The 20051-nt window shown below is 74.1% G+C and carries 15 protein-coding genes; 12 read left to right on the plus strand and 3 right to left on the minus strand.

All coding sequences use genetic code 11. The annotated features are described in order from the left end of the window. Positions 1-28 precede the first annotated feature (28 nt). On the minus strand, positions 29-1015 hold the full coding sequence (locus tag ACF073_RS32985) for an aldo/keto reductase (RefSeq protein WP_392075114.1): 987 nt from the start codon (positions 1013-1015) through the stop codon (positions 29-31). A 150-nt stretch (positions 1016-1165) separates the two neighbouring features. On the opposite strand from ACF073_RS32985, the gene ACF073_RS32990 reads away from it, so the two are divergent. After that, positions 1166-2533, plus strand: a complete 1368-nt coding sequence (locus tag ACF073_RS32990) for a cellulase family glycosylhydrolase (RefSeq protein WP_392075115.1) — start codon at positions 1166-1168, stop codon at positions 2531-2533. A gap of 38 nt (positions 2534-2571) precedes the next feature. Here ACF073_RS32990 and ACF073_RS32995 read toward each other — a convergent pair whose 3' ends face one another. Continuing rightward, complete coding sequence (locus ACF073_RS32995; protein WP_392075116.1) at positions 2572-5397, minus strand: LuxR C-terminal-related transcriptional regulator; 2826 nt, start codon at positions 5395-5397, stop codon at positions 2572-2574. Positions 5398-5664: 267 nt separating this feature from the next. On the opposite strand from ACF073_RS32995, the gene ACF073_RS33000 reads away from it, so the two are divergent. The 3 genes from ACF073_RS33000 (at position 5665) to ACF073_RS33010 (ending at position 9208) form a co-directional block, all read left to right on the plus strand. Next, positions 5665-6324, plus strand: a complete 660-nt coding sequence (locus tag ACF073_RS33000; protein WP_392075117.1) for a LuxR C-terminal-related transcriptional regulator — start codon at positions 5665-5667, stop codon at positions 6322-6324. 149 nt (positions 6325-6473) lie between these two features. Then, positions 6474-7157 carry a DUF4255 domain-containing protein gene (locus tag ACF073_RS33005; RefSeq protein ID WP_392075118.1) on the plus strand — a complete coding sequence of 228 codons (684 nt, stop codon included), beginning with the start codon at positions 6474-6476 and terminating at the stop codon, positions 7155-7157. Next, complete coding sequence (locus ACF073_RS33010) at positions 7154-9208, plus strand: ATP-binding protein (RefSeq protein WP_392075119.1); 2055 nt, start codon at positions 7154-7156, stop codon at positions 9206-9208. The genes ACF073_RS33005 and ACF073_RS33010 overlap by 4 nt, the downstream gene beginning before the upstream one ends. 16 nt (positions 9209-9224) lie before the next feature. Here ACF073_RS33010 and ACF073_RS33015 read toward each other — a convergent pair whose 3' ends face one another. Next, the gene (locus ACF073_RS33015; RefSeq protein WP_392075120.1) at positions 9225-10634 is read right to left on the minus strand and encodes a hydrolase; all 1410 of its coding nucleotides are present in this window, start codon (positions 10632-10634) and stop codon (positions 9225-9227) included. Positions 10635-10937: 303 nt separating this feature from the next. Between ACF073_RS33015 and ACF073_RS33020 the strand changes: the two genes are divergently transcribed. The 8 genes from ACF073_RS33020 (at position 10938) to ACF073_RS33055 (ending at position 20051) form a co-directional block, all read left to right on the plus strand. Then, positions 10938-12557: a phage tail sheath subtilisin-like domain-containing protein gene (locus tag ACF073_RS33020; protein ID WP_392075121.1), complete on the plus strand. Its 1620-nt coding sequence runs from the start codon at positions 10938-10940 to the stop codon at positions 12555-12557. A gap of 78 nt (positions 12558-12635) precedes the next feature. Next, the gene (locus ACF073_RS33025; protein WP_392075122.1) at positions 12636-13079 is read left to right on the plus strand and encodes a phage tail protein; all 444 of its coding nucleotides are present in this window, start codon (positions 12636-12638) and stop codon (positions 13077-13079) included. Continuing rightward, a complete protein-coding gene (locus ACF073_RS33030) occupies positions 13079-13588 on the plus strand; it encodes a hypothetical protein (RefSeq protein WP_392075123.1) in 510 nt (169 codons plus the stop codon). The genes ACF073_RS33025 and ACF073_RS33030 overlap by 1 nt, the downstream gene beginning before the upstream one ends. Next, complete coding sequence (locus ACF073_RS33035; RefSeq protein WP_392075124.1) at positions 13585-13743, plus strand: DUF6760 family protein; 159 nt, start codon at positions 13585-13587, stop codon at positions 13741-13743. The genes ACF073_RS33030 and ACF073_RS33035 overlap by 4 nt, the downstream gene beginning before the upstream one ends. Positions 13744-16049: 2306 nt before the next feature. Further along, a complete protein-coding gene (locus ACF073_RS33040; RefSeq protein ID WP_392075125.1) occupies positions 16050-16862 on the plus strand; it encodes a hypothetical protein in 813 nt (270 codons plus the stop codon). 119 nt (positions 16863-16981) lie between these two features. Next, on the plus strand, positions 16982-17404 hold the full coding sequence (locus ACF073_RS33045; protein ID WP_392075126.1) for a phage tail protein: 423 nt from the start codon (positions 16982-16984) through the stop codon (positions 17402-17404). A 14-nt stretch (positions 17405-17418) separates the two neighbouring features. Then, entirely contained in the window at positions 17419-18144 is a 726-nt protein-coding gene (locus ACF073_RS33050) for a LysM peptidoglycan-binding domain-containing protein (RefSeq protein ID WP_392075127.1), read from the plus strand. Continuing rightward, positions 18144-20051: a VgrG-related protein gene (locus ACF073_RS33055; RefSeq protein WP_392075128.1), complete on the plus strand. Its 1908-nt coding sequence runs from the start codon at positions 18144-18146 to the stop codon at positions 20049-20051. The genes ACF073_RS33050 and ACF073_RS33055 overlap by 1 nt, the downstream gene beginning before the upstream one ends.

Genomic DNA, 20051 nt, shown 5'->3' on the forward strand with positions numbered 1-20051 from the left:
CCGGCGCGGACCACCGGGAGCCGCGCGGTCAGTGAGCGGCGTCCAGCCGGGCCCGCTGCTCCGCGGTGAGTTCCAGGTCGACGGCGGCGAGATTCTCCTCCAGCTGGGCCACCGACGAGGCGCCGGCGAGCGGGATCACGGGCAGCTCGCCGCCCAGCTGCCAGGCCAGCACGACCTGGTTGACGGTCGCCCCGGCCTCCCGGGCCACCTCGCGCAGCACGGCGAGCCGGGCCGGGGTGCCGGGGTGGTCGTAGTCCGGTGCGAGCGGCTTGTCGGCCCGGCTGTAGGCGCCGGCCAGCAGCGGCGAGTAGGCGACCAGGGTGAGGTCCGGCTCCGCCCGCAGATAGCTCAGCAGTTGGGCGTCGGCACCGCCGAGGCTGCCGTCCGGGAACAGCCCGCTGGGCAGGTCCGTACGGGGCCGCAGATGGCTGTGCTGGTACTGGAGCACCTCGTAGCCGGGCAGGCCGGCCGCCGCCGCGAGGGCGCGCGCCCGCTCCACCCGCCACACGGCGTGGTTGCTGACGCCGAGCAGGCCCGCCGTGCCCTCGGCGACGAGCGCGGCGAAGCCCTCGACGGTCTCCCCGAGCGGCACGGCGGAGTCCTCTATGTGCGCGTACAGCAGATCGAGCCGGTCCACACCGAGCCGCTCCCTGCTGCGCTCGGCCGACTCGCGGATGACCTTCGCGGACAGTCCCTCGGCGTTGTCGACGAACCCGGTGCCGGGTGCGAGAGGACGGGCGCCCAGCTTGGTCGCGATGACGATCTCGTCGCCGACGCCCCGGCTGCGCCGCCACCGGCCGAGCAGTTCCTCGCTCTGGCCGCCCTGGCCCCCGTCCTCCCAGAACGCGTAGTTGTTCGAGGTGTCGATGAAGTTCCCGCCGGCCTCGACATAGCGGTCGAGGACGGCGAAGGAGGTCTTCTCGTCGGTACGCGACCCGAACAGCATCGCGCCGAGCGCGAGCACGCTCACCTCCCGGCGGGTGGCGGGATCGGTGCCGATCGTGCGGTACTTCATGCGGGTTCCTCCCGTGTGTGGCTGGGCTTCAGAGTGTTCTTGCTGAAGTGCACGCGAAGTCAAGGCACTTGGAGTCACGGCACTTGAAGAGTCGTGCGACTGCTGATGGGATGCGCGGCACCACGAACCCCGTCGGCCCGGAGGTCTTCTGTGCTGCGAGCGATTCTGACGGCGAGCGCGGTCGTCGCCGCGCTGCTGTGCCCCGCCACCGCCCGCGCCGAGGACACCGGTCCCGGCATCCCCCGGCTCACCGACGGGCACGGGCGGGTGCTCAGCCTGCGCGGCTGGAACATAGAGGACAAGGCGCACCGGGGCGACGAGGCCCTGAGCGGCATCACCGAACGCCATCTGCGCGATCTGCGGGCCCAGGGCTTCGGCTTCGCCCGGCTGCTGGTCTTCTGGGACGACCTGGAGCCCAGCCCCGGCCGGTACAGCCGGAGCTATCTGCGCCGGATCGAGCGCGTCCTGGACTGGGCCGCGCGCTACGACGTGAAGGTGGTCATCGACGCCCACCAGGATGTCTTCGGGCCCGCCTTCGGCCATCGCGGGATACCCGAGTGGGCGACCAGGACGGACGGGCTGCCGTTCACCGCGCATCCGGACGACTGGTTCGCCGAGTACTTCGAGCCCGCCGTGCAGCGCGCCTTCACCCATCTCTACGAGGACGCCGATCTGCGCCGCGCCCAGGCCCGGATGTGGCGCACGCTGGCCGACCGGTTCGCCCGCCATCCGGCCGTGCTCGGCTACGACCTCGTCAACGAGCCGATGGGCGAGGCGCGTCCCGGGGAGGAGCTGCCGGCCGCGGCGCGCCGCATCGAACGCGACCAGCTCACCCCCATGTACAACCGCCTCGCCGACGCCGTCCGTTCGGCCGACCGGGACGCCTGGCTGTTCGTCGAACCGACCCCGATCGTGGGCGAGGGCGTGCCGACCGGCCTCGGCCGTATCGACGACCCCCGGGTGGTGTACGCGCCGCACTTCTACAACGCCGCCATGGAGGCGGGCGCCGACTACGATCCCGGGTCCGGCTGGATCGACGCGTACGAGCGGGCCGTCACCGCGTATCCGAAGCGGTACCGGGTCCCGGTCGTGGTCGGCGAGTGGGGTCCGCCGGACAGCGGCCTGCCGCACATGAACCGCTTCTACCGCGACGCGATGGCCTCCCTCGGCCGCTACGCCTCCGGCTGGGCGGGCTATGTGTGGTGCTACGGCGGCGGTTACTGCGCGCTCGACGGCACCGGTGCCTTCCGCGCCAACAAGGAGCTGACCGCCGAACCGTACGCGCGGGCCGTGGCGGGCACGGTCCGCTCGGCCGCCTACGACTCGGACACGGGCGTGTACCGGCTGGCGTACCGCGCGGCGTCCCGGGGCTCCCGGGTGACCGTGCTGTCGCTGCCGCCGGGTTCCTGGCGGATCACGGCCGGCGGCGGCGCGCGCGTCGTCCGCCCGGCGGCGGGCCGGGCCCTGGTGTCGGCCGCACCGGGCAGTGCGGTGACCGTGACCGCCGAGCGCCGCTGACCATGACCGCCCGGCTCGGCGCGACTCGGCCCCCGCGATCAGCCCGGTGCCCGGTCGCAGCGCGCGAGCAGGCCGAGCGGCACGCCCTCGACCGGGGCCAGCGCGCGGTGCAGTTCGGCACGCCGCCGGATGCCGAGCTTCTTGTAGGTGCTGGTGAGATGGGTCTCCACAGTGCGCCGGGCGAGGTGCAGCAGCTCCGCGATCTCGGTGTTGGTGCGCCCGTCCGCGGCCAGTTGGGCGATGCGCCGTTCGCTTCCGGTGAGCGACCCCGAACCGGTCCGCCCGGCGGCCGTCCGCCGGGCGCCGCCGGCCCGCAGGGCCTCCTCGGCGAGCCCGCGCAGACGCAGCGCGCCCAGCCGCTCGGCCAGTTCGGCGGCCTCCCTGAGCCGGTCCCGGGCCTGGGCGCGCTCCCCCGCGGCGATCAGCGCCCGGCCCTGCGCGAGCAGGGCGTGCGCCAGTTCCGCTCCGGTGGTCTCAGGCGCCTCCCGCAGCAGCCGTACGGCGCGCTCGGCGAGTTCGAGGCCACGGCGGCCACCGGTGACGGTGCCGAGCGCCCGCAGCGCCCGGCCGACCGTGCGGGGGGTGTTCCAGACCCGGGCGAGTCGCAGTTCCTCCTCGGCCAGGGTGATCGCCTCGCGGGGTGAGCCCATGGCGAGCCAGCACTCGGCTGCGGCCGACCGCCACGGGGTGACGACCGGGCTGCGGACCTCGCGGGCCAGCTGGCGGCGCCCGCACTCCAGGAAGTCGTGCAAGGCGCCGGCGGAGTCGCCGTCGGCGGCCCGCTGCACTCCCCGCGCGTAGAGGAACCGGTTCAGCTCCCAGGAGTCCGCCGCCGCGTGCAGGTCGAAGGCGCCGGCCAGCCGCCGCGCGTCGGCGGTCCTGTCCTGGGCGACCAGCCCGAGCAGCACATGGGCCTGTACGTTGCCGGGTCCCGCGTCCGCGTCCGGCAGGAGCGGGGGTTCGGCGGGCAGCCAGCCGTGGAACCCGCGGGCGGCTGCGATGTCGGCGCGGGTGTGGAGCAGCGCGTCGTGCATCGGGTGCAGCAGGTCGGAGCGCTGCCCGGCCAGCCCCCGGTCCACCAGCCGTTCCGCCTCGCCCAGTTCGTCGGCCCACTGGGCGACCGCGGCGGCCGTTCCCAGCAGGAAGGGCTCCGTGAGCGGGTCGGAGGGCTCGGCCAGCAGCAGGCGCATGCGCCGCGTGGCCTCCCGGGCCGAGATGAGTCCGGCGGTCGCCGCGTACCGGACGAGGACGGCGTGGGTGGCCGGGGCGATCCGCTCGGGCGAGCGCTCCGCGGTGGCCGACAGCCGCCGGTAGACGTCCCGGCGGACCGTCTGGTCCCGCTCGGCCACCATCGCGGCGGCGCTGCGCAGCACGCCGGACAGGTCCGGGCGGTCGCCCGCGAACTGCTCGTCGACGGCGGTCAGCACCTCCACGGCCGCGGCGATCCTGCCGTGGGCGGCCAGCGCGGTGCCGAGGGCGACGGCGGCCCGCACCCGTTCCCCCGGCGCGGCCGGCAGGCCCAGGGCCTCGGTGAGCCGCGGAACGGCAGCCGCGGCGCCCCGGTCGGCGGCCTCCAGGGAACCCAGTTCGGTCAGCAGTCGCTGTCTGCGGTGGTCGGACAGCGGTTCGTCGAGCGCCCTGCGCAACAGCGGCACGGCCTCGGCGACCCTGCCCTCCCGGACGGCCCGGCTGGCGGCGTCGTGCAGCACGCCGGACGCCCAGTCGGTGCCGACGGGACCGGAGTTCAGCAGCTGACCCGCCATCGCCTCGGTGGACGCGCCGCGGTGCAGCATGAGTTCGGCGGCGCCCCGGTGTGCGGCGCGGCGCCGGGTCTCGGGCACCCCGGCGAGCACCGCGTCGCGCAGCAGCGGGTGGGCGTAGCGGTGACGGCCGTCCGAGCCGGCCCGGAGCAGTCCGAGGCCGGTCATCGCGGTGAGCCAGCCGGCCACCCGGGCCCGGTCGGTGCCGGTCAGTTCGGCGAGCAGGCCCGCGAGGTCGACGAGGGGGCCGCCGGGCGGTCCGGCCGGGCCCGCGCCGTGCCGCTCGGCGTCCAGGGCGGCCAGCATCCGGGCGACCTCGGCGGTGCCGGAGCCCGCGCTGTCCAGCCACCAGGCAGCGGCGGCGGCGTAGTTGCCGGCGTAGAGCGCCGCGACGGTGTGCGGGAGGGCGCCGTGCGGCCGGGGTCCGCCGAGGTCGTCCAGGAGCGCGCGCAGCAGGAGCGGGCTGCCCGCACCGGCCCGGACACAGTCGTCGACCCAGGACGCGGGTGTGCCGGGGAATCGTTCACGCACCAGGACGCCGGCGTCGGCGGGCGTGAGCGGCGCCAGGGTGTGCGTGCGGACCAGGGCGGGCGGCAGGGTGTGCGCGAAGCCGGGCGCCGGCGGATCCACGTCGTACTGGCTGCGCTCGGTGACGGCCAGCAGCACGGGGAGCCGGAGCCGGTCCAGGTGCCGGGCCGACTCCACCAGCCAGCGGTGGGAGGGCACATCGGCGAGATGGACGTCGTCCACGGCGATCAGCAGCGGGGTCCGCTCGGCCCGCCGCAGCAGCTCCCGCCGCAGCAGCTCGGCCTGTTCCCGCTCCGACCCGGCCTGCTCGATCCCGGCGGCCGGGCCCAGTAATTGCAGTGCGGTCGCGAAGGGGATCCCGCCGTCACCGGGCGCGCAGCGGGCCCGCAGGACGTGCAGGCCGTGTCCGGTCGCGTCCTCGATCACCGATTCCAGCACGGTGGTGCGCCCGGTGCCGGTGGCACCGCGCAGCAGCACCAGGCCGCCGGCGTGCGAGCGGGCGCGAGCCACGCCGGCGGCCAGCGTCGTGATCGCCTCACGGTGTGCCCTCGGCCTGTCGTCCCGCGTTCCGGTCATGTCATGACTCCTCGGTTCGGACGTGGTTGTCGCACCGTCGAGGACGAGCGGATCGGAGCGGGGGTGGCGTGACACATCCCACGTCGGTTTGTTCCGGTTCCGGCGCAACCGCCGTGGCCGCTCCGCTCGTGGTCGACGTACGGGTTTTCTCGTGGTGGTGGCCGTGGTGGTCCACGATTGCGCGGCTGGGGGCCGTGAGCCGAGAGTGGGGAGCACCCGCCCGCCGGCGGTCGTCGGGGGCGGCAGGCACGCGGACAGGGGGAAAGCTTGCCCAGCTCATCGAGGACCACCCGGACCGGCACCGAGCCCGTGGCGCGGACCCCGGTGGCGGTGTACGCCTCCGATCTGATCCTGCGCGAGGGCGTCAACGGACAGTTGCGCCGGTTCCCCGAGATCGAGTTGCGCGAGGAGGGCGGTCCCGGCACGGTGGCGCTGATCGTCGACGACGTGCTGGAGGAGGAGGCGCTGACCCGGCTGCGCCGCTTGGTGCGCGGCGAGGGTGCGCGGGCGGTCCTCGTGGTGCGCTCGCTGCGGGAGGCCGAGGTGCTGGACGTGATCGAGTGCGGGGTGGGGGCCATCGTCTGGCGCCACGAGGCCACCGCGCACCGGCTGACGCAGGCCGTCCTCGCGGCGGCCCGCGGGGACGGCGACCTGCCCGCCGACCTGCTGGGCCGGCTCATCAACCAGGTGGGCACCCTGCACCGCAGCGCCGCGGGCCGGCCCGGGGCCGGGCCGAGCGGGCTGACGCCCCGTGAGGTGGACGTACTGCGGCTGATCGCCGAGGGGCTCGACACCGGAGAGATCGCGCGGAAGTTGTCCTATTCCGAACGCACCGTCAAGAACGTGATGCACGGGATGACCACCCGGCTGCACCTGCGCAACCGGGCCCATGCCGTGGCGTATGCCTTCCAGGAGGGCTACATCTGACCGGAGGGGCACTCCGGAGCGCCCTCGGGGGCAGCCGTCCCTGCCCGTCCGACGTCCCCCGGCGCGCTCGCGGGGGCGGTCCGGGCACGGCAGGATCGGACGGGTTCGGACGGGATCGGCAGCAGGGACGGCGGGGCGGGAGCACGACGGTGATCCACGAGGTGGACGAGGTCCTCAAGACCGTTCTGAGCGGCGGAGCCCTGGCCGGTTCCGGCATCGACATCGCCTTCGAGGCCCCCACCCGCGACTGGGCTGCCCGGCGCAACGGGCCCGTCGTGAACGCCTACCTGTACGACATCCGGGAGGACGTGCACCGGCGCCAGCGCGGCCAGCTGCCCGTGGTCGACGAACGGGACGTGGTGGTCAAGCGCCGTCAGCCGCCCCGCTGGTTCCGGCTGTCGTACCTCCTGACCGCCTGGACCAAGCAGCCGCAGGACGAGCACCGGCTGCTGTCCGCCGTCCTGGCGACACTCATCCCGCGCGAGCTGCTGCCGCCCTCCGAACTACCGGGTTCACTGGGCCAGTTGGGTATGGCGGTCCCCTTGTCCGTGGCCGGCATCCAGACCGAGTCGCGTTCGCTCGCGGAGATCTGGTCGGCGCTGGGCGGCGAACTCAAGCCGTCCCTCGACCTCGTGGTCACCGCCCCGTTCCCGGCCTATCCGGAGTACGACGCCGGTCCCCCGGTCACCGAGGGCGCGGTGGTCCGGGTCCGCGACACGGGCGGCCCCGGCCGGCCGGCCGGGGAGCGCGCGCACCGGCCGCGGCAGGTGGCGGCGGCCCGGGAGGCCCGCAGGGAAGCCCTGCGCCGCCGGAGGGCGGGCGGCCGGTCATGACGCGGGAGCCGGCCGCGGAGGCCATGGCCACGGACCGGGGGTCCGCGGGGGCCCCGCTCAGCGACGCCGAGGCGCTTTCGGCCCGGCTGGCCGCCTTGCGGGAGCGGGTCGCGCTGCTGGTCGAGCAGCGCGCGGAGGGCGACCCCACGGCAGGCGACCCGCTGCGCGGGCTGTACCTGTCGGAGGAGGCGGTACGGCATCTGCTGCGCACGCCCGCGCCGTCACCGCCCGCGCCGCCCGGACCGCCGCCCGGACCGCCGCTCGGACCGCCCCCGGCGCCCGCGGACCGGCTGACCTCACTGGCGGCACGGCTCGCACTCACCGACCTCGACGTCATGCTGCTGCTGATCGCGCTGGCACCCGACCTGGACCGCACGTTCGAGCCGCTGTACGGCTACCTCAACGACGATGTCAGCCGGCGCCGGGCGACCACGGGACTCGCGCTGGACCTGTGCGCGGTGCCGGCCGGTTCGGCGCCGGCCCGGGCACGGCTGCACCCCGGGGCGCCGCTGCGCGCGCTGGGGCTGCTGGAGGTGGAGGAGCCCGAACGCCCCCTCCTCAGCCGTGTCCTGCGGGTGCCGGACCGGCTGGCGGCCCATCTGCTCGGTGACGACACGCCCGACCCGGCGCTGTCGGGACACCTCCGCGCTCTTCCCCGCCCCCCGCGACCGGACCCGGACGGGAGCGACTTCGGGCGGTTCACCGAGCGGCTGGCGAAGCGGCTCACGGCCGGTCCGCCGCCCACCGTGTACCTGCGCGAGACCCACGAGGGCGACGGCTGCGCCGCGGTCGCCGCGGCCCTGCGCACGGCCGGCCTGCCCGCGCTGTCCCTCTCCGGTCCCCGCGACCTGCTGCCGGCCCTGCTCCGGGAGGCCCGGCTGACCGGACACGCCGTCGTCGTCACGGACCCGCGGGACGAGCCCGGACCGCTGGTACGGGAGCTGACGGCCGCCGCGGACGTGCCCGTGCTGATCACGGCCCGGGTGCCGTACGACCCGCACTGGTGCGTCCAGGACCCGCTCGTCCTCGATGTGCCAGGGCGGCGGGCCGACGCCGTCGGCGACTGGTCCGCCGCCCTGGGCGAGGACCCCGGCTTCGACCTCGCGCGGACCGTCGCCCCGTACCGCCTGGCCGGTGACCGGGTCGCCCGGGCGGTGCGGTCGGCCGAGGCGCTGGCCGGGTTCGAGGACGTCCGGCTCTCCCCCGCCCATCTGCGCCTGGCGGCCCGGCAGCAGTCCGCGTCCGGCCTGGAGCGGCACGCCCGCCGCATCCGGCCGGCCGTCGACTGGCGGGACCTGGTGCTGCCCGACCGGCCGCTGGCGCAGCTGCGCGAGCTGGCCCTGCGCGCACGTCACCGCGGCCGGGTCCTCGGCGACTGGCGGCTCAGCGCGGGCGGCGGCCGGGGCCGGGGCGTGCTGGGCCTCTTCGCCGGCGAGTCGGGGACCGGCAAGACCCTCTCGGCCGAGGTGGTCGCCGCCGAACTGGGTCTCGACCTCTACGTGGTGCAGCTCTCGTCCGTGGTCGACAAGTATGTCGGCGAGACCGAGAAGAACCTGGAGCGCATCTTCACCGAGGCCGACCGCACCGACGCCGTCCTCCTCTTCGACGAGGCGGACGCCGTCTTCGGCAGGCGCTCCGAGGTGAAGGACGCGCACGACCGGTACGCCAACATGGAGAGCGCCTATCTGCTCCAGCGGCTGGAGTCCTTCGACGGCATCGCCCTGCTGACCACGAATCTGCGCGCCAACATCGACGACGCGTTCACCCGCCGCCTCGACCTGGTGGTCGACTTCCCGTTCCCGGACGCGGAGCAGCGCCGGGCCCTGTGGCGGCACAGCCTGTCCCACGCGCCCTGCGCGGACGGCATCGACCACGGGCCGGTGGCCGAGGGGTTCGAGCTGGCCGGCGGGTCCATCCGCAGCGCCGTGGTGACCGCGGCCTATCTGGCGGCGGGCCGCGGTGACGTGGTCACGGCCGCCGATCTGCTGGAGGGGGCCCGGCGCGAGTACCGCAAGGCGGGCCGGCTGCTACCGGGAGAGGGCTCCTGGTAGCGGCCGGCCCGGCCGGTCACACGGTGAACTTGACGGCTTCCAGGAACCGGTCGTTCTCCAGCGCCCCGCCGAAGATGAACTCGGGCCGCTGCTGGACACAGCCCTGCGGGCCCCAGTCGAAGCCGTGCACGCGGGCGGTCTGGCAGACCTGGCCGGTGCCGACGTTGATGGCGAAGCCGAGCATGGAGGGGTCGTCCGGCTTCGTGCTGCCGACGTAGTTGTCCTCGCCGTCGGCGATGACGGCCGTCCAGCTCGGCGACCACTGCCCCTTGCCGTCGGTCGAATCGTCCTTGTGGAGGAAGGCGTTGGCGGCGGAGCCGCCGACCCCGGTGACCGCGATGTTCAGCGCCTTGATCGGGACGTCGCTGCCGACGGTGCCGGCCATGGTGCCGTCGCACACCGGCTTCTGCCAGCCCTGCCCGGTGACGAAGGCGCGGTAGCACACGTGCCGCCCCTCCGGGTCGTCCTCGGCGAGGCGCCGTACGGCTGTCGCGGCGGTCTCCTCCGGTGCCTTCTCGGTGACGGTGGCGGCCGGCCCGCCACCGCCTCCGCCCCCGTCGTCGCCGCTGTCCGGCTCCGCCGGGGGCGTGGTGGCGGCGGCCGTGGGCGGCGGCGGCGGGGTCACCGACGGGGACGCACTGGGCGCCAGGGTCGCTCCGGCGGCGACCTTCTGGGTCGCGCCGCTGCTCACACCCGGATTGTGGGAGATCCACAGCATCACGAACGTGACCGCCAGCGCGGTCAGCACACCGAAGCAGGTCGCCAGCCAGCGCGGCAGGAACCCCCGCTGGATGTAGGTCCCTTCGACCGGGAGCGGGTCGACACCCGAGCGCAGCACCGACAGGGTGAAGGGGCGCTGCTCCTTCGCGCCGAACCAGATGATCCGCCGCGGCTTCAGCGTCGCCTTCACGAACGCCGCGCGGCCCGGTTCGATCTGCACACTGCCCGGGCGGATGTCGTACGACAGCTGGTCGCCGTTGTCGCTGCCTCCGATCGACGCGGTCAGGCGCGTGTTGCCGATGTTGTCCACCGCCAGCTGAGGGCGCCCGCGGAGGCGCCCCTTCACCGTGGGCGGCACCAGCTCCGCCCGTACCTCGGTGAAGGGGGTGATGGTGAGGTTGCCCTCGGGTACCGTCACCGCCTCCGGATGCTCGGTCGGCGTGATCCGCACCGCGTACGGGTTGGGTCCCGCCGTCGCGTCCGGGGAGCGCGGCGGCGCGAAGCGCAGCTCCACCGCTCCGGTCGTGCCGGGATACAGGCGCAGCGTCGCGGGCTCGACCGTCGTCCACGGCGCGAGGGGCCCCACCGGCTCGAAGCGGTACTCGTCCACCACGTCACCGGTGTTGCGCACCCGCAATCGCACCGTCGTACTGCTTCCCGCGTCCACGGTCGCTGAGGCGGGTTCGAGAGAAGTCCACAGGCTCACCCGTCGACGCTAAGCCGGGGCACGGCGACGCGTCAGCGGACCGCGGGGCAGGGTGGGTGTCCGAAGGGGCAGAGTCGGCGGGGCGTCCCGCTCGAACCGGCCGCCGGGGTCGCCGACGCCGAGCCCGTCCCCGGTGCCGGCGCCGCCCGACCTGCCCGCCGGGGCAGCCCCGGGGCAGAGCGGCCGGTTGCCCTTCGGGGCAGCGGGCCTGCCCCCGGTCCGGCACCCGGGGACGTACCGCCGGCGGTGCGCGCGCGTGAAAGTGGAGGCAGTCCTGACTCGTACCCCTGAGGAGAGCAGAGCATGCCGTCCTACCTGTCGCCCGGCGTCTACGTCGAGGAGGTGGCCAGCGGCTCACGCCCCATCGAGGGGGTGGGCACATCGGTCGCGGCCTTCGTGGGGCTCGCGCCGACCGGCCCGCTGAACGAGCCGACGCTGGTCACCAACTGGAGCCAGTACGTCGCGAGCTTCGGCGAGTTCACCGACGGGTACTACCTCGCGCCCTCCGTCTACGGCTTCTTCCAGAACGGTGGCACCGCGGCCTACGTCGTCCGGGTGGGCGGCTCGGCCGAGGGCGCCCCCGCCAAGAACGGCTCGGCCGGCCGGTCCCCCACCGTGCCGGCCGAGTCCGCCGCCCCGGCCGCGCTGCCGGCGGCGGAACCGCGGCAGCTCGGCACGTTCGCGGTGACGGCCGTCGCCGCCGGCGCCGAAGGCCCGCTGAGCGTCGAGGTCGCCGACCCGGAGGGCGAGGGCCCGGCGGAGCGCTTCCGGCTCATCGTCAGGGACGGCGACCAGGCGGTGGAGACCTTCGACGTCACGGCGAAGAAGGGCGGTCGCAACTACGTCGTCGCGCAGGTCAAGGAGCGTTCCAAGCTCATCTCCGTGACCGAGGCGGCGCCGACCGCGCAGCTGGCCCGGCCGGACAACCAGACGGTCGCCCTTCCCGCCCCGCCGGCCGCTCCGGCCCCCGCCCCCGGCCGGCGGACTCCGTCGGCCACGACGGAGGACACGCACCCGGGGCCGGCCCACTACCTCGGTGATTCCGCCGATCGCACCGGCTTCGGCGGTCTGGAGGCCGTCGATGAGATCTCCATGGTCGCGGTGCCCGACCTGATGGCCGCCTACCAGCGCGGGGCGATCGATCTGGAGTCCGTCAAGGCGGTCCAGCTCGGTCTGATCGCGCACTGCGAGCTGATGGGCGACCGGGTCGCCGTCATCGACCCGCCGCCCGGCATGAACGCCCGGCAGATCCGCGTGTGGCGGCAGGAGACGGCCGGCTACGACTCCAAGTACGCGGCGCTGTACTACCCGTGGATCAAGACGTTCGATCCGGGCAGCGGCCAGACCCGGCTGGTGCCGCCGAGCGGACACGTGGCCGGCATCTGGGCCCGTAACGACTCCGAGCGCGGTGTGCACAAGGCGCCGGCGAACGAGGTGGTGCGCGGTGCGGTGGACCTGGAGATCCAGATCACCCGGGGCGAGCAGGACCTGCTCAACCCGATCGGCGTGAACTGCATCCGTGCCTTCCCCGGCCGCGGCATCCGCGTATGGGGCGCCCGCACCCTCTCCTCCGACCCAGCCTGGCGCTACCTGAACATCCGCCGGTACTTCAACTACCTGGAGGAGTCGATCCTGATCGGCACCCAGTGGGTGGTGTTCGAGCCGAACGACCATGCGCTGTGGGCCCGGATCCGGCGCAACATCTCGGCGTTCCTGGTCAACGAGTGGCGTGCGGGCGCCCTGTTCGGTCAGCGGCCGGAGGAGGCCTACTACGTCAAGTGCGACGAGGAGACCAACCCGCCGGAGTCGGTCGACGTCGGACGGGTGGTGTGCGAGATCGGCATCGCCCCGGTCAAGCCGGCCGAGTTCGTGATCTTCCGGCTGGCGCAGTTCTCCAGCGGGAGCGGGGAGCTGGAGGAGTAGGCACACGGCCGCTCCCGTGCACCGCCCCTGCCACCTCCGGTCCAGCAGCCATCCCTGATCCTGAAGGACAGCGCACATATGAGTCTCCAGCCGGGTGACGCCCTCACCTCACACAACTTCGGCCTCCAGATCGACGGCGTGATGGTCGAGTATCTGGCCGAGGTCAGCGGTCTGAGCATCGAGCAGGACGTCATCACCTACCAGCAGAACACCCCGAACGGCCAGAACGTGGTCAAGAACCTGCCGGGTGTGAAGAAGAACGGCACCTGCACGGTGGTGCGGGGCATGACCCAGTCGTCGTCGTTCACCCAGTGGATCAACGAGTCCATCTCCGGCCAGATGACCACGGCCCGGAAGAACGCCTCCATCATCATGATGGACTTCGAGAACAACCCGGTGAAGCGCTACCACCTGCGCAACGCCTGGTGCAGCAAGATCGACGCGAGCACGGTCAAGGCCGGCGAGGCCGCGGCCCTCACCGAGACGGTGACCATCGCGTTCGAAGAACTGGTCATCGAGTAATGCGCCGCACGACTTCCCGGGGGGCCGGTGCGGTCTCCCCCGCCGGCGGGGACACCGCGATCCAGGGCGGTCCGGAGCCGGACGCCTCGGCTCCGGACCCGCCGCCGGCCGCGCGTCAGGCACCGTACCGGCAGGACGAGTTGCGGACGGAGTTCCCGTTCCAGCTGCCGCGCGGCTATGTCGACGAGTCCGGCGCCGTCCACCGGGACGGTGTCATGCGGCTGTCGACGGCACGCGACGAACTCGTCCCGCTGCGGGACGTACGGGTCCAGGAGAACCCGGCGTTCCTCTCGGTCGTCCTGCTCGGCCGGGTCATCACCCGGCTCGGCACGCTCCCGATCGTGCACGACGGGATCGTGGAGCACATGTTCGCCTCCGACCTGGCGTTCCTCCAGGACTTCTACCGCCAGATCAACGCGGAGGGCCACACCCGCGCGGCGGTCGACTGCCCGCACTGCTCCGAGTCCTTCGAGGTGGAGCTCGGCGGGAGCCGCCTGGGGGAATCGTGACGTACGCGACCGACCGGCTGCACGAGGAGATCGCGTACATCGCCTACCACTTCCACTGGAGCATGGAGGACATCCTGGACCTGGAACACCACGACCGCCGCCGGTGGACGGGCGAGATCGCGCACCTGGTGACGCGAGCGGCGTCGGAGGGCTGACGGGTGGGGTTTCTGGACCGGCTGCGCGGAGGCGCGGCGAACGACCGGCCCACGGAGGCGTCTCCGACGCCGTCCGCACCCGTGTCGTCCACACCCGCGTCGTCCACGCCGGTGTCGCGCGCGCCGGTGCCGGCTCCGGCCTGGCCGGGTCTGGCGCCGATCCGGCGCAGCCTGTCCACGGACGCGTCCGGTGTGTCGGACGCGGCCTTCGGCGGGCGGTTGCCCACATGGCAGAACCCGTCGTTCACGGCCACGGCTTCGCCCTCGGTGCTGGACGGCCCCTGCAGCGCCGGGCTGGCCAGCAGCAGGCCCAGGGCCGCCGCGGCACGTCCGGTTGCGGGCCTGGAACTCCCGGCCGGGGCGCTGCCGCTCGCGGGTCCGGCCCCGGCGGTTCAGCGGGCCCCGGCCGTGCCGCTACGGCTGTTGCAGCCGACGGTGCCGGACGGTCCCGTTCCGCCCGCGCCGAAGGCTCCGCTCCGCGTCCCGACACGCCTGCCACAGACACGTCCGGCCGTGGGGTCGGGTACGAGTGCGGGGGCGGGGGCGGGGGCGGCTGCTGAGGGGGCTCCTGATGCGGGTACGGGCACTGGCACTGGCACTCGTACGGGCCTCGGTGGAGGCGCTGGCGATCTGTCGCAGGGGCGTGCCGGGACGGCACCTGCACCGAGTCTGGCTCGGGTTCAGAGGAAGCTTTCCGGGCCGGCCGCCTCCGCCGGGACTATGAGTTCCGTACCGTTCTCGGCGCCGCGGCGGCCCGCACGCCCGGAGACGTCCAGGGCCGGAACCGGAGGCGGAGGCGATACCGGAGCCGGGGTCGTGGGCGCGGCGGGGAGCGAACCCAGTGCCCGTGCCGGTGCCGGGACCCCCGCCGGTTCCGTTTCCAGTTCCGTTTCCGGTGCCGGTTCCGCGACGGAGCACGGTGGCCCCCTCTCCCACACCGGGCCGGCGCCAGGCGTGCGGCGGTCGGCGTCCGTGTCCGAGAGGCGGGCAGCGCCTGCCGTACCGGACCTCCCGGGCACGCCGAACGTGCTCGGCGGCGCCGAGGGCTCGGCCGTCGTAGTACGGCCCCGGCCGTCCGCCTCGTGGCCGATCACGCCGGTGCCGCCCGCGTCCGGCCTGCGGGTGCGGACCGCCGCTACGGCCACGGCCCCCTCGTCGCGCTCCTTCACCAGCGCCCGGACCGCAACGCCCCCGGTGCAGCGTCGCAGCCTGCCGGTGGTGCGCAGGCCGTCCGCGCCGACGGACTCCGGTGCGACACCTTCGGCAGCCGCGGACGACACGAGCGGAGCGGCGGAGCGAGAGGGCCAGGGCGGCGGTGCGGTGCCTCCCACCACGTCGGCCGCCCCGGCCCCGCCCCTGGCCACACGGGCACCCGCTCCCCCGCCCGCGCCCGCGCCCGTCCAACGGTCCGCCGGAACGACCGGGGCGGCTCCCACGGGCCTCGGCTCCGGCGACAAGACGTCAACTCTCACGGTGCGTAAGGCTGTTGAGCCGTCCGCCGACACCGGCGGACGCACTTCGCCCACCCCCGGGACGAGCGGTCGTACGACGGAGACACCCGCCTCGGCGGCACGATCCGGCACCCGCCCCCCGAAGGCCGCTCCCGGCGCCTCCTCCGCTTCACCGGCCCCCGGCCTCCCGCCGGCAAGCGCCCCTTACCGCCCTCCGCTCCGGGCCGCCGGCCGGCCACGGACACCTCGGACGGCTCACCCCGCGTGCAGCGCAGCACCGCCCACGGGGCACGTCGCCCGGGGCTCGCCGCCCCGCTTCCGTCCCGCCCGGCCCCGTCGGTCGCGGACGGCTCGTCGACACCCCTGCCTCCGCGTTCCCCGCACGACGGCACCGCACCTCGGAAGCCGAATTCGGCGGCGCCCACCGCCGATCAGGCTCCGCTTCAGCGCGCCGTAGGCCCCGTGGCCGAGAGCGGCACACCCCCCACCGGTAGCGACGGCGAGCGGCATCGCGAGAGCCTAAGCCAGGGTCAGGGTCAGGGTCACATGCTGCCCGGTTCCCCGTCCCACAGCCCCTCGTCCGCGCCCGGAACGGACGACGGATCCAAGCCCCCGACGCCGGTCCTTCGGCGCTCGCTGGACCGACCGAGCGAACCGTCCAGAGCGCTCCAGCCGGCCGCCTCGCCCCGACCGGCCCCGGACTCCGCGACAGCCCCGGCACCGGCACCGGTCGAGCCACACCTCCGGCACCGCAGGAACACCTCCTCCGCCCCCGCAGACGCCGTAGGCACCAGCACCGTCCAACGAGCCGGCTCCCCCGCCCGTCGCACGCCGCTCGGCGCTCCGGTGCCGGCCGTGCCCGCCGGTGTCACCCCCTTGGCCTCCCCGGCCCCGCCGCCCGGTCGGGCCACCCTGGCACCGCCCTCCTTCCCGACGCCCGGGCCGACGGGCCCGCCCCCCGTCCAGCGGGCCGCTCGCGACGCCGCGCCCGGCCGCACGGCCATCCCCACGGCGTCCGCGGACGGACCGACCCCGCCCCCGGGCGTCAACACCGCCCTGCCGCCTACTCCGCCGCAGGCCGCGGGCGCCGGTCCCGCGTCCGGCACCAGCACCAGCACCAGCACCAGCACCGGGACCGCTTCCCCCGCCCGCCCCCCGGCGACCGGTGCTTCGGCGCCGGCACTCCCGGTCCAGCGGTTCTGGCGGAAGAAGGCGTCCTCGTCCGGCCCTCGGAACACCCCGGCGACCGGCCACTCCGCTGTCGGGGCGCTGGCCTCGTCGGCCGCCGCGACCGTCGCGAACGACCTGAGCCGGGGCTCCGGACCGGCCGGTGGCCACCGGGCCGACGCCCCGCCGCCGTACACCGCCCTGCCCGGCACCCCACCGCCGCCGTACGAACCACCGGGGCACGGGCCGCCGGCTCCGGACGGACCGGCTCCGCACGGATCGAGCGGGGGCAGGCCGCCGCCGTACGCGCCGGCCGGGGGCGGCGAACCGGCGCCCGCGTACACGGAGCTTCCCGCCGGTTCCTTCGATCCGAGGGAGCTGACCGACTTCCAGCTGGACGAACTCGTGCACCGCATCATCGGCCGCATCACCCGGCTGATCCGGGCCGAACTGCGCATGGACCGCGAACGCATCGGCCGGCTCCGCGATCCCCGCCATTGAAAAACCGCTGGAAGTCCGCCGAAACCGCTGAAGGACGCACACGGACCGCGGCAGACAGACCGCCGCCGCAACAGACGAACAAGCAGACAGACAGACCACTGACAGAAAGGTCCGCCGCGATGTCCCGCCAGGACCCTGGCTCCACCATCTGGTTCACCCTCAGCATCGACGGCGAGAGCCTCGGCTACTTCAACGGCTGCCAGGGGCTCTCGTCGCAGGTGGAGGTCGAACAGCGCCAGGAGGGCGGCAACAACGGCTTCGTCTGGCACCTGCCCACCCGGGTCACGTTCTCCACGATCCGGCTGACCCGGCCGCTCACCCCGGACACCGCCCGGGTGGCCAAGTGGATCTCGTCGGTGCAGACCGGGATCACGCGCCCCACCGCACAGATCGCGGCGTTGCGCGCGGACGGCTCGGAGGTGGCCCGCTGGGGCCTGATCGACGTGCTGCCGGTGAGCTGGACGGGCCCCACGCTTGACCCCGCGAGCCCCGCCGTGGCGACCGAGGTACTGGAGATCGCCCACCACGGATTCACGGACTGAGGGGACGGCACGACATGGCGAAGGGCAGCAGGGGCGGGGCCGGCAAGAGCCTCGTACGGGCCACGCTCGCGATCCACGAGCCGCCCGTCGGCACGAGCACCACACCTGGCGGGATCATCCGGACGTTCCGGTTCGACTTCAACCCGGCGCAGCTGTCGCTGACCCGCCGCGCGGAGTGGAAGTCCACGCCCGCGCAGGTCGAACGGGACGGTTCGCTCCCGGAGTTCATGGGGGCGCTGCCGCGCGAGATGAGCGTCGAGATCTTCCTGGACTCGTCCGACGAGCCGACCGGCAACACCGTGCTCAAGAAGGTCGAGTCGCTGCTCGACTGCTGTGAGACGACGGCGCGGAGCGTCACCGCCAAGCAGCCGTCCCCGCCCTGGGTGGTGCTCCAGTGGGGTTCGTTCTCCACGGCGCGGTTCACGGCGTACGTGAGTTCCGTGGAAGCGAGTTACACCCTGTTCGGGACGACGGGGGCGCCGATCCGCGCCACCTGCCGGATGCGGTTGCACGAGATCCCCGGTCAGACCCTGGGGCAGAACCCGACCTCGGGGGCGCTGACGGCGCAGCGCGTCCACCGGGTGGTGGCGGGCGACTCGCTGCAGTCGCTGGCATGGCGGGAGTACGGCGACGCGACCGTGTGGCGGGCGATCGCCGAGGCCAACGGCATCGACGACCCGGCCCGGCTGCCGACGGGCACCGAACTGGTGCTGCCGGCCGTCGAGGAGGTGCGTTCCTGATGCCGAAGTCCGCTTTCTCCAATGTCGTCGACGTGCGGATCGGCGGCGCCAAGCTGCCGCCGGAGTTCGCGCGGGCCCTCGTGGACTGCTACGTCGACCAGGGCGTCGGAGTGCCGGCCGCGTTCCGGCTGACCTTCCGCGATCCCTACCGGCTGCTGCTGGGCAAGCTGGGCGTCACCTTCGGCACGAAGGTGGTCATCGCGCCGGTCACCTCGGGGCAGGGGGCCGCCGATCCGCTGCTGACCGGCGAGGTCACCGGTCTGGAGGCGGACTACGACGGCACCGGCACGTTCACCGTGATCCGCGGCTACGACGCCGGCCACCGCCTGCTGCGCCAGCGCCGGGTCGCGGCCTACCGCAACCAGAGCGCCTCCGACATCGCCCGGAAGCTGGCCGCCCAGGACGGGGTGCCGATCGGCCGGATCCAGCCGACCCGGACCGTCTACGAGTTCATCAGCCAGTCCAACGTGACCGACTGGGACTTCCTTGCGCGGCTGGCCGACGAGAACGAGATGGTCATGTCGGTCGACGCGGACGGCAGGTTCCAGTTCGTGCGCCCGCGCTCGGCCTCGGGGGCGCCCTCCCCGGACATCGGCGGTGACAAGAGCCCGTTCGTGCTCCAGGCGGGACACGACATCCTGCGGCTGCGGTCCGCCGTGACCGCGGCCGACCAGGTGAACCGCGTCGAGGCGCGCGGCTGGGACGTGACGACCAAGAAGAAGCTGACGGCCAGCTCGCGGGCGAGCCTCAACCCGGGCATCGGGATCGGCACCACGCCTGCCGCCGCCGCGGGCAGTTTCAAGCCGGCCCGGCTGGTCGGCACGGGCACGCCCTACGACAAGCAGAACGAGGTGCGGTTCGCGGCCGACGCCCTCGCCGACGACGTCACCTCCTCCTTCGCCGAACTGGAGGTCGCCGTACGGGGGAACCCCAAGCTGCGGCCGGGGGTTCCGGTGGCGCTGGCGGACGTCGGGGCGCCGTTCGAGGGCAAGTACACGGCCACCTCGGTACGGCACGTGTTCGGCGACGGCTCGCACTACGAGGCGTGGGTGACGGTCAGCGGCCGGCAGTGGCGGTCGCTGTACGGGCTGGCCTCGGGCGGTGTCGACACCGGTCCCCGGCTGCCCGGTGTGGCCAACGCGCTCGTCACGGACGTGCAGGACCCGCTGAAGCAGGGGCGGGTGAAGCTGCAGTTCCCCTGGCTCGACGACGCGTACGTCAGCGACTGGACGCGGGCCGTGCAGCTGGGCGGCAAGGGCGGCGGCGGGGTGTTCCCGATGGACGTCGGCGACGAGGTGCTGGTCGCCTTCGACCGGGGTGCGCTGGACCACCCGTTCGTGATCGGCGGCCTCTACAACGGGCGGGACAAGCCGACCGCGGTCTCCGACGTGCCGCTGCACGACGGGCTGAGGAAGCAGGCGTCCCGGCACACCGTCGCCGACCGGACCGGCAACCGGCTGGACCTGCTGAGCCAGCGCACCGGGGGCCGCAAGCAGGGCGTCCGGCTCGCCACCGGCAACAACAAGCTGGTGATCAACCTGGACCGGACGAAGACGGAGATCACCGTGGACAGCAAGGGTGCCGTGAGCATCAAGGGCAGCCGGTCGGTGTCCGTGGAGGCGGGCACCGACCTGTCGCTGAGCGCACGGCGGAACCTGACCATCAAGAGCGGCGGCATGCTCGACATCGAGGGGCGCGGCCTGGTCAACCTCAAGTCCCTCACCGGAGCGGTCACCGTGGACGCCCTCGGCGCCCTGAGCCTGAAGGCGCTGGGCGCGGCCACGGTCACCGCGGGCGGCAGCGTGCAGATCACCTCCATCGCCAACGTGGGCATCCGGGCCGCCACCGTTCCGATCATCGGCGCGCTGACCTCCAACGGGCTGGAAGTGATGGTGGTGCCGGTATGA

The organism is Streptomyces sp. NPDC015171 (assembly GCF_043079545.1).
GTDB lineage: Bacteria > Actinomycetota > Actinomycetes > Streptomycetales > Streptomycetaceae > Streptomyces.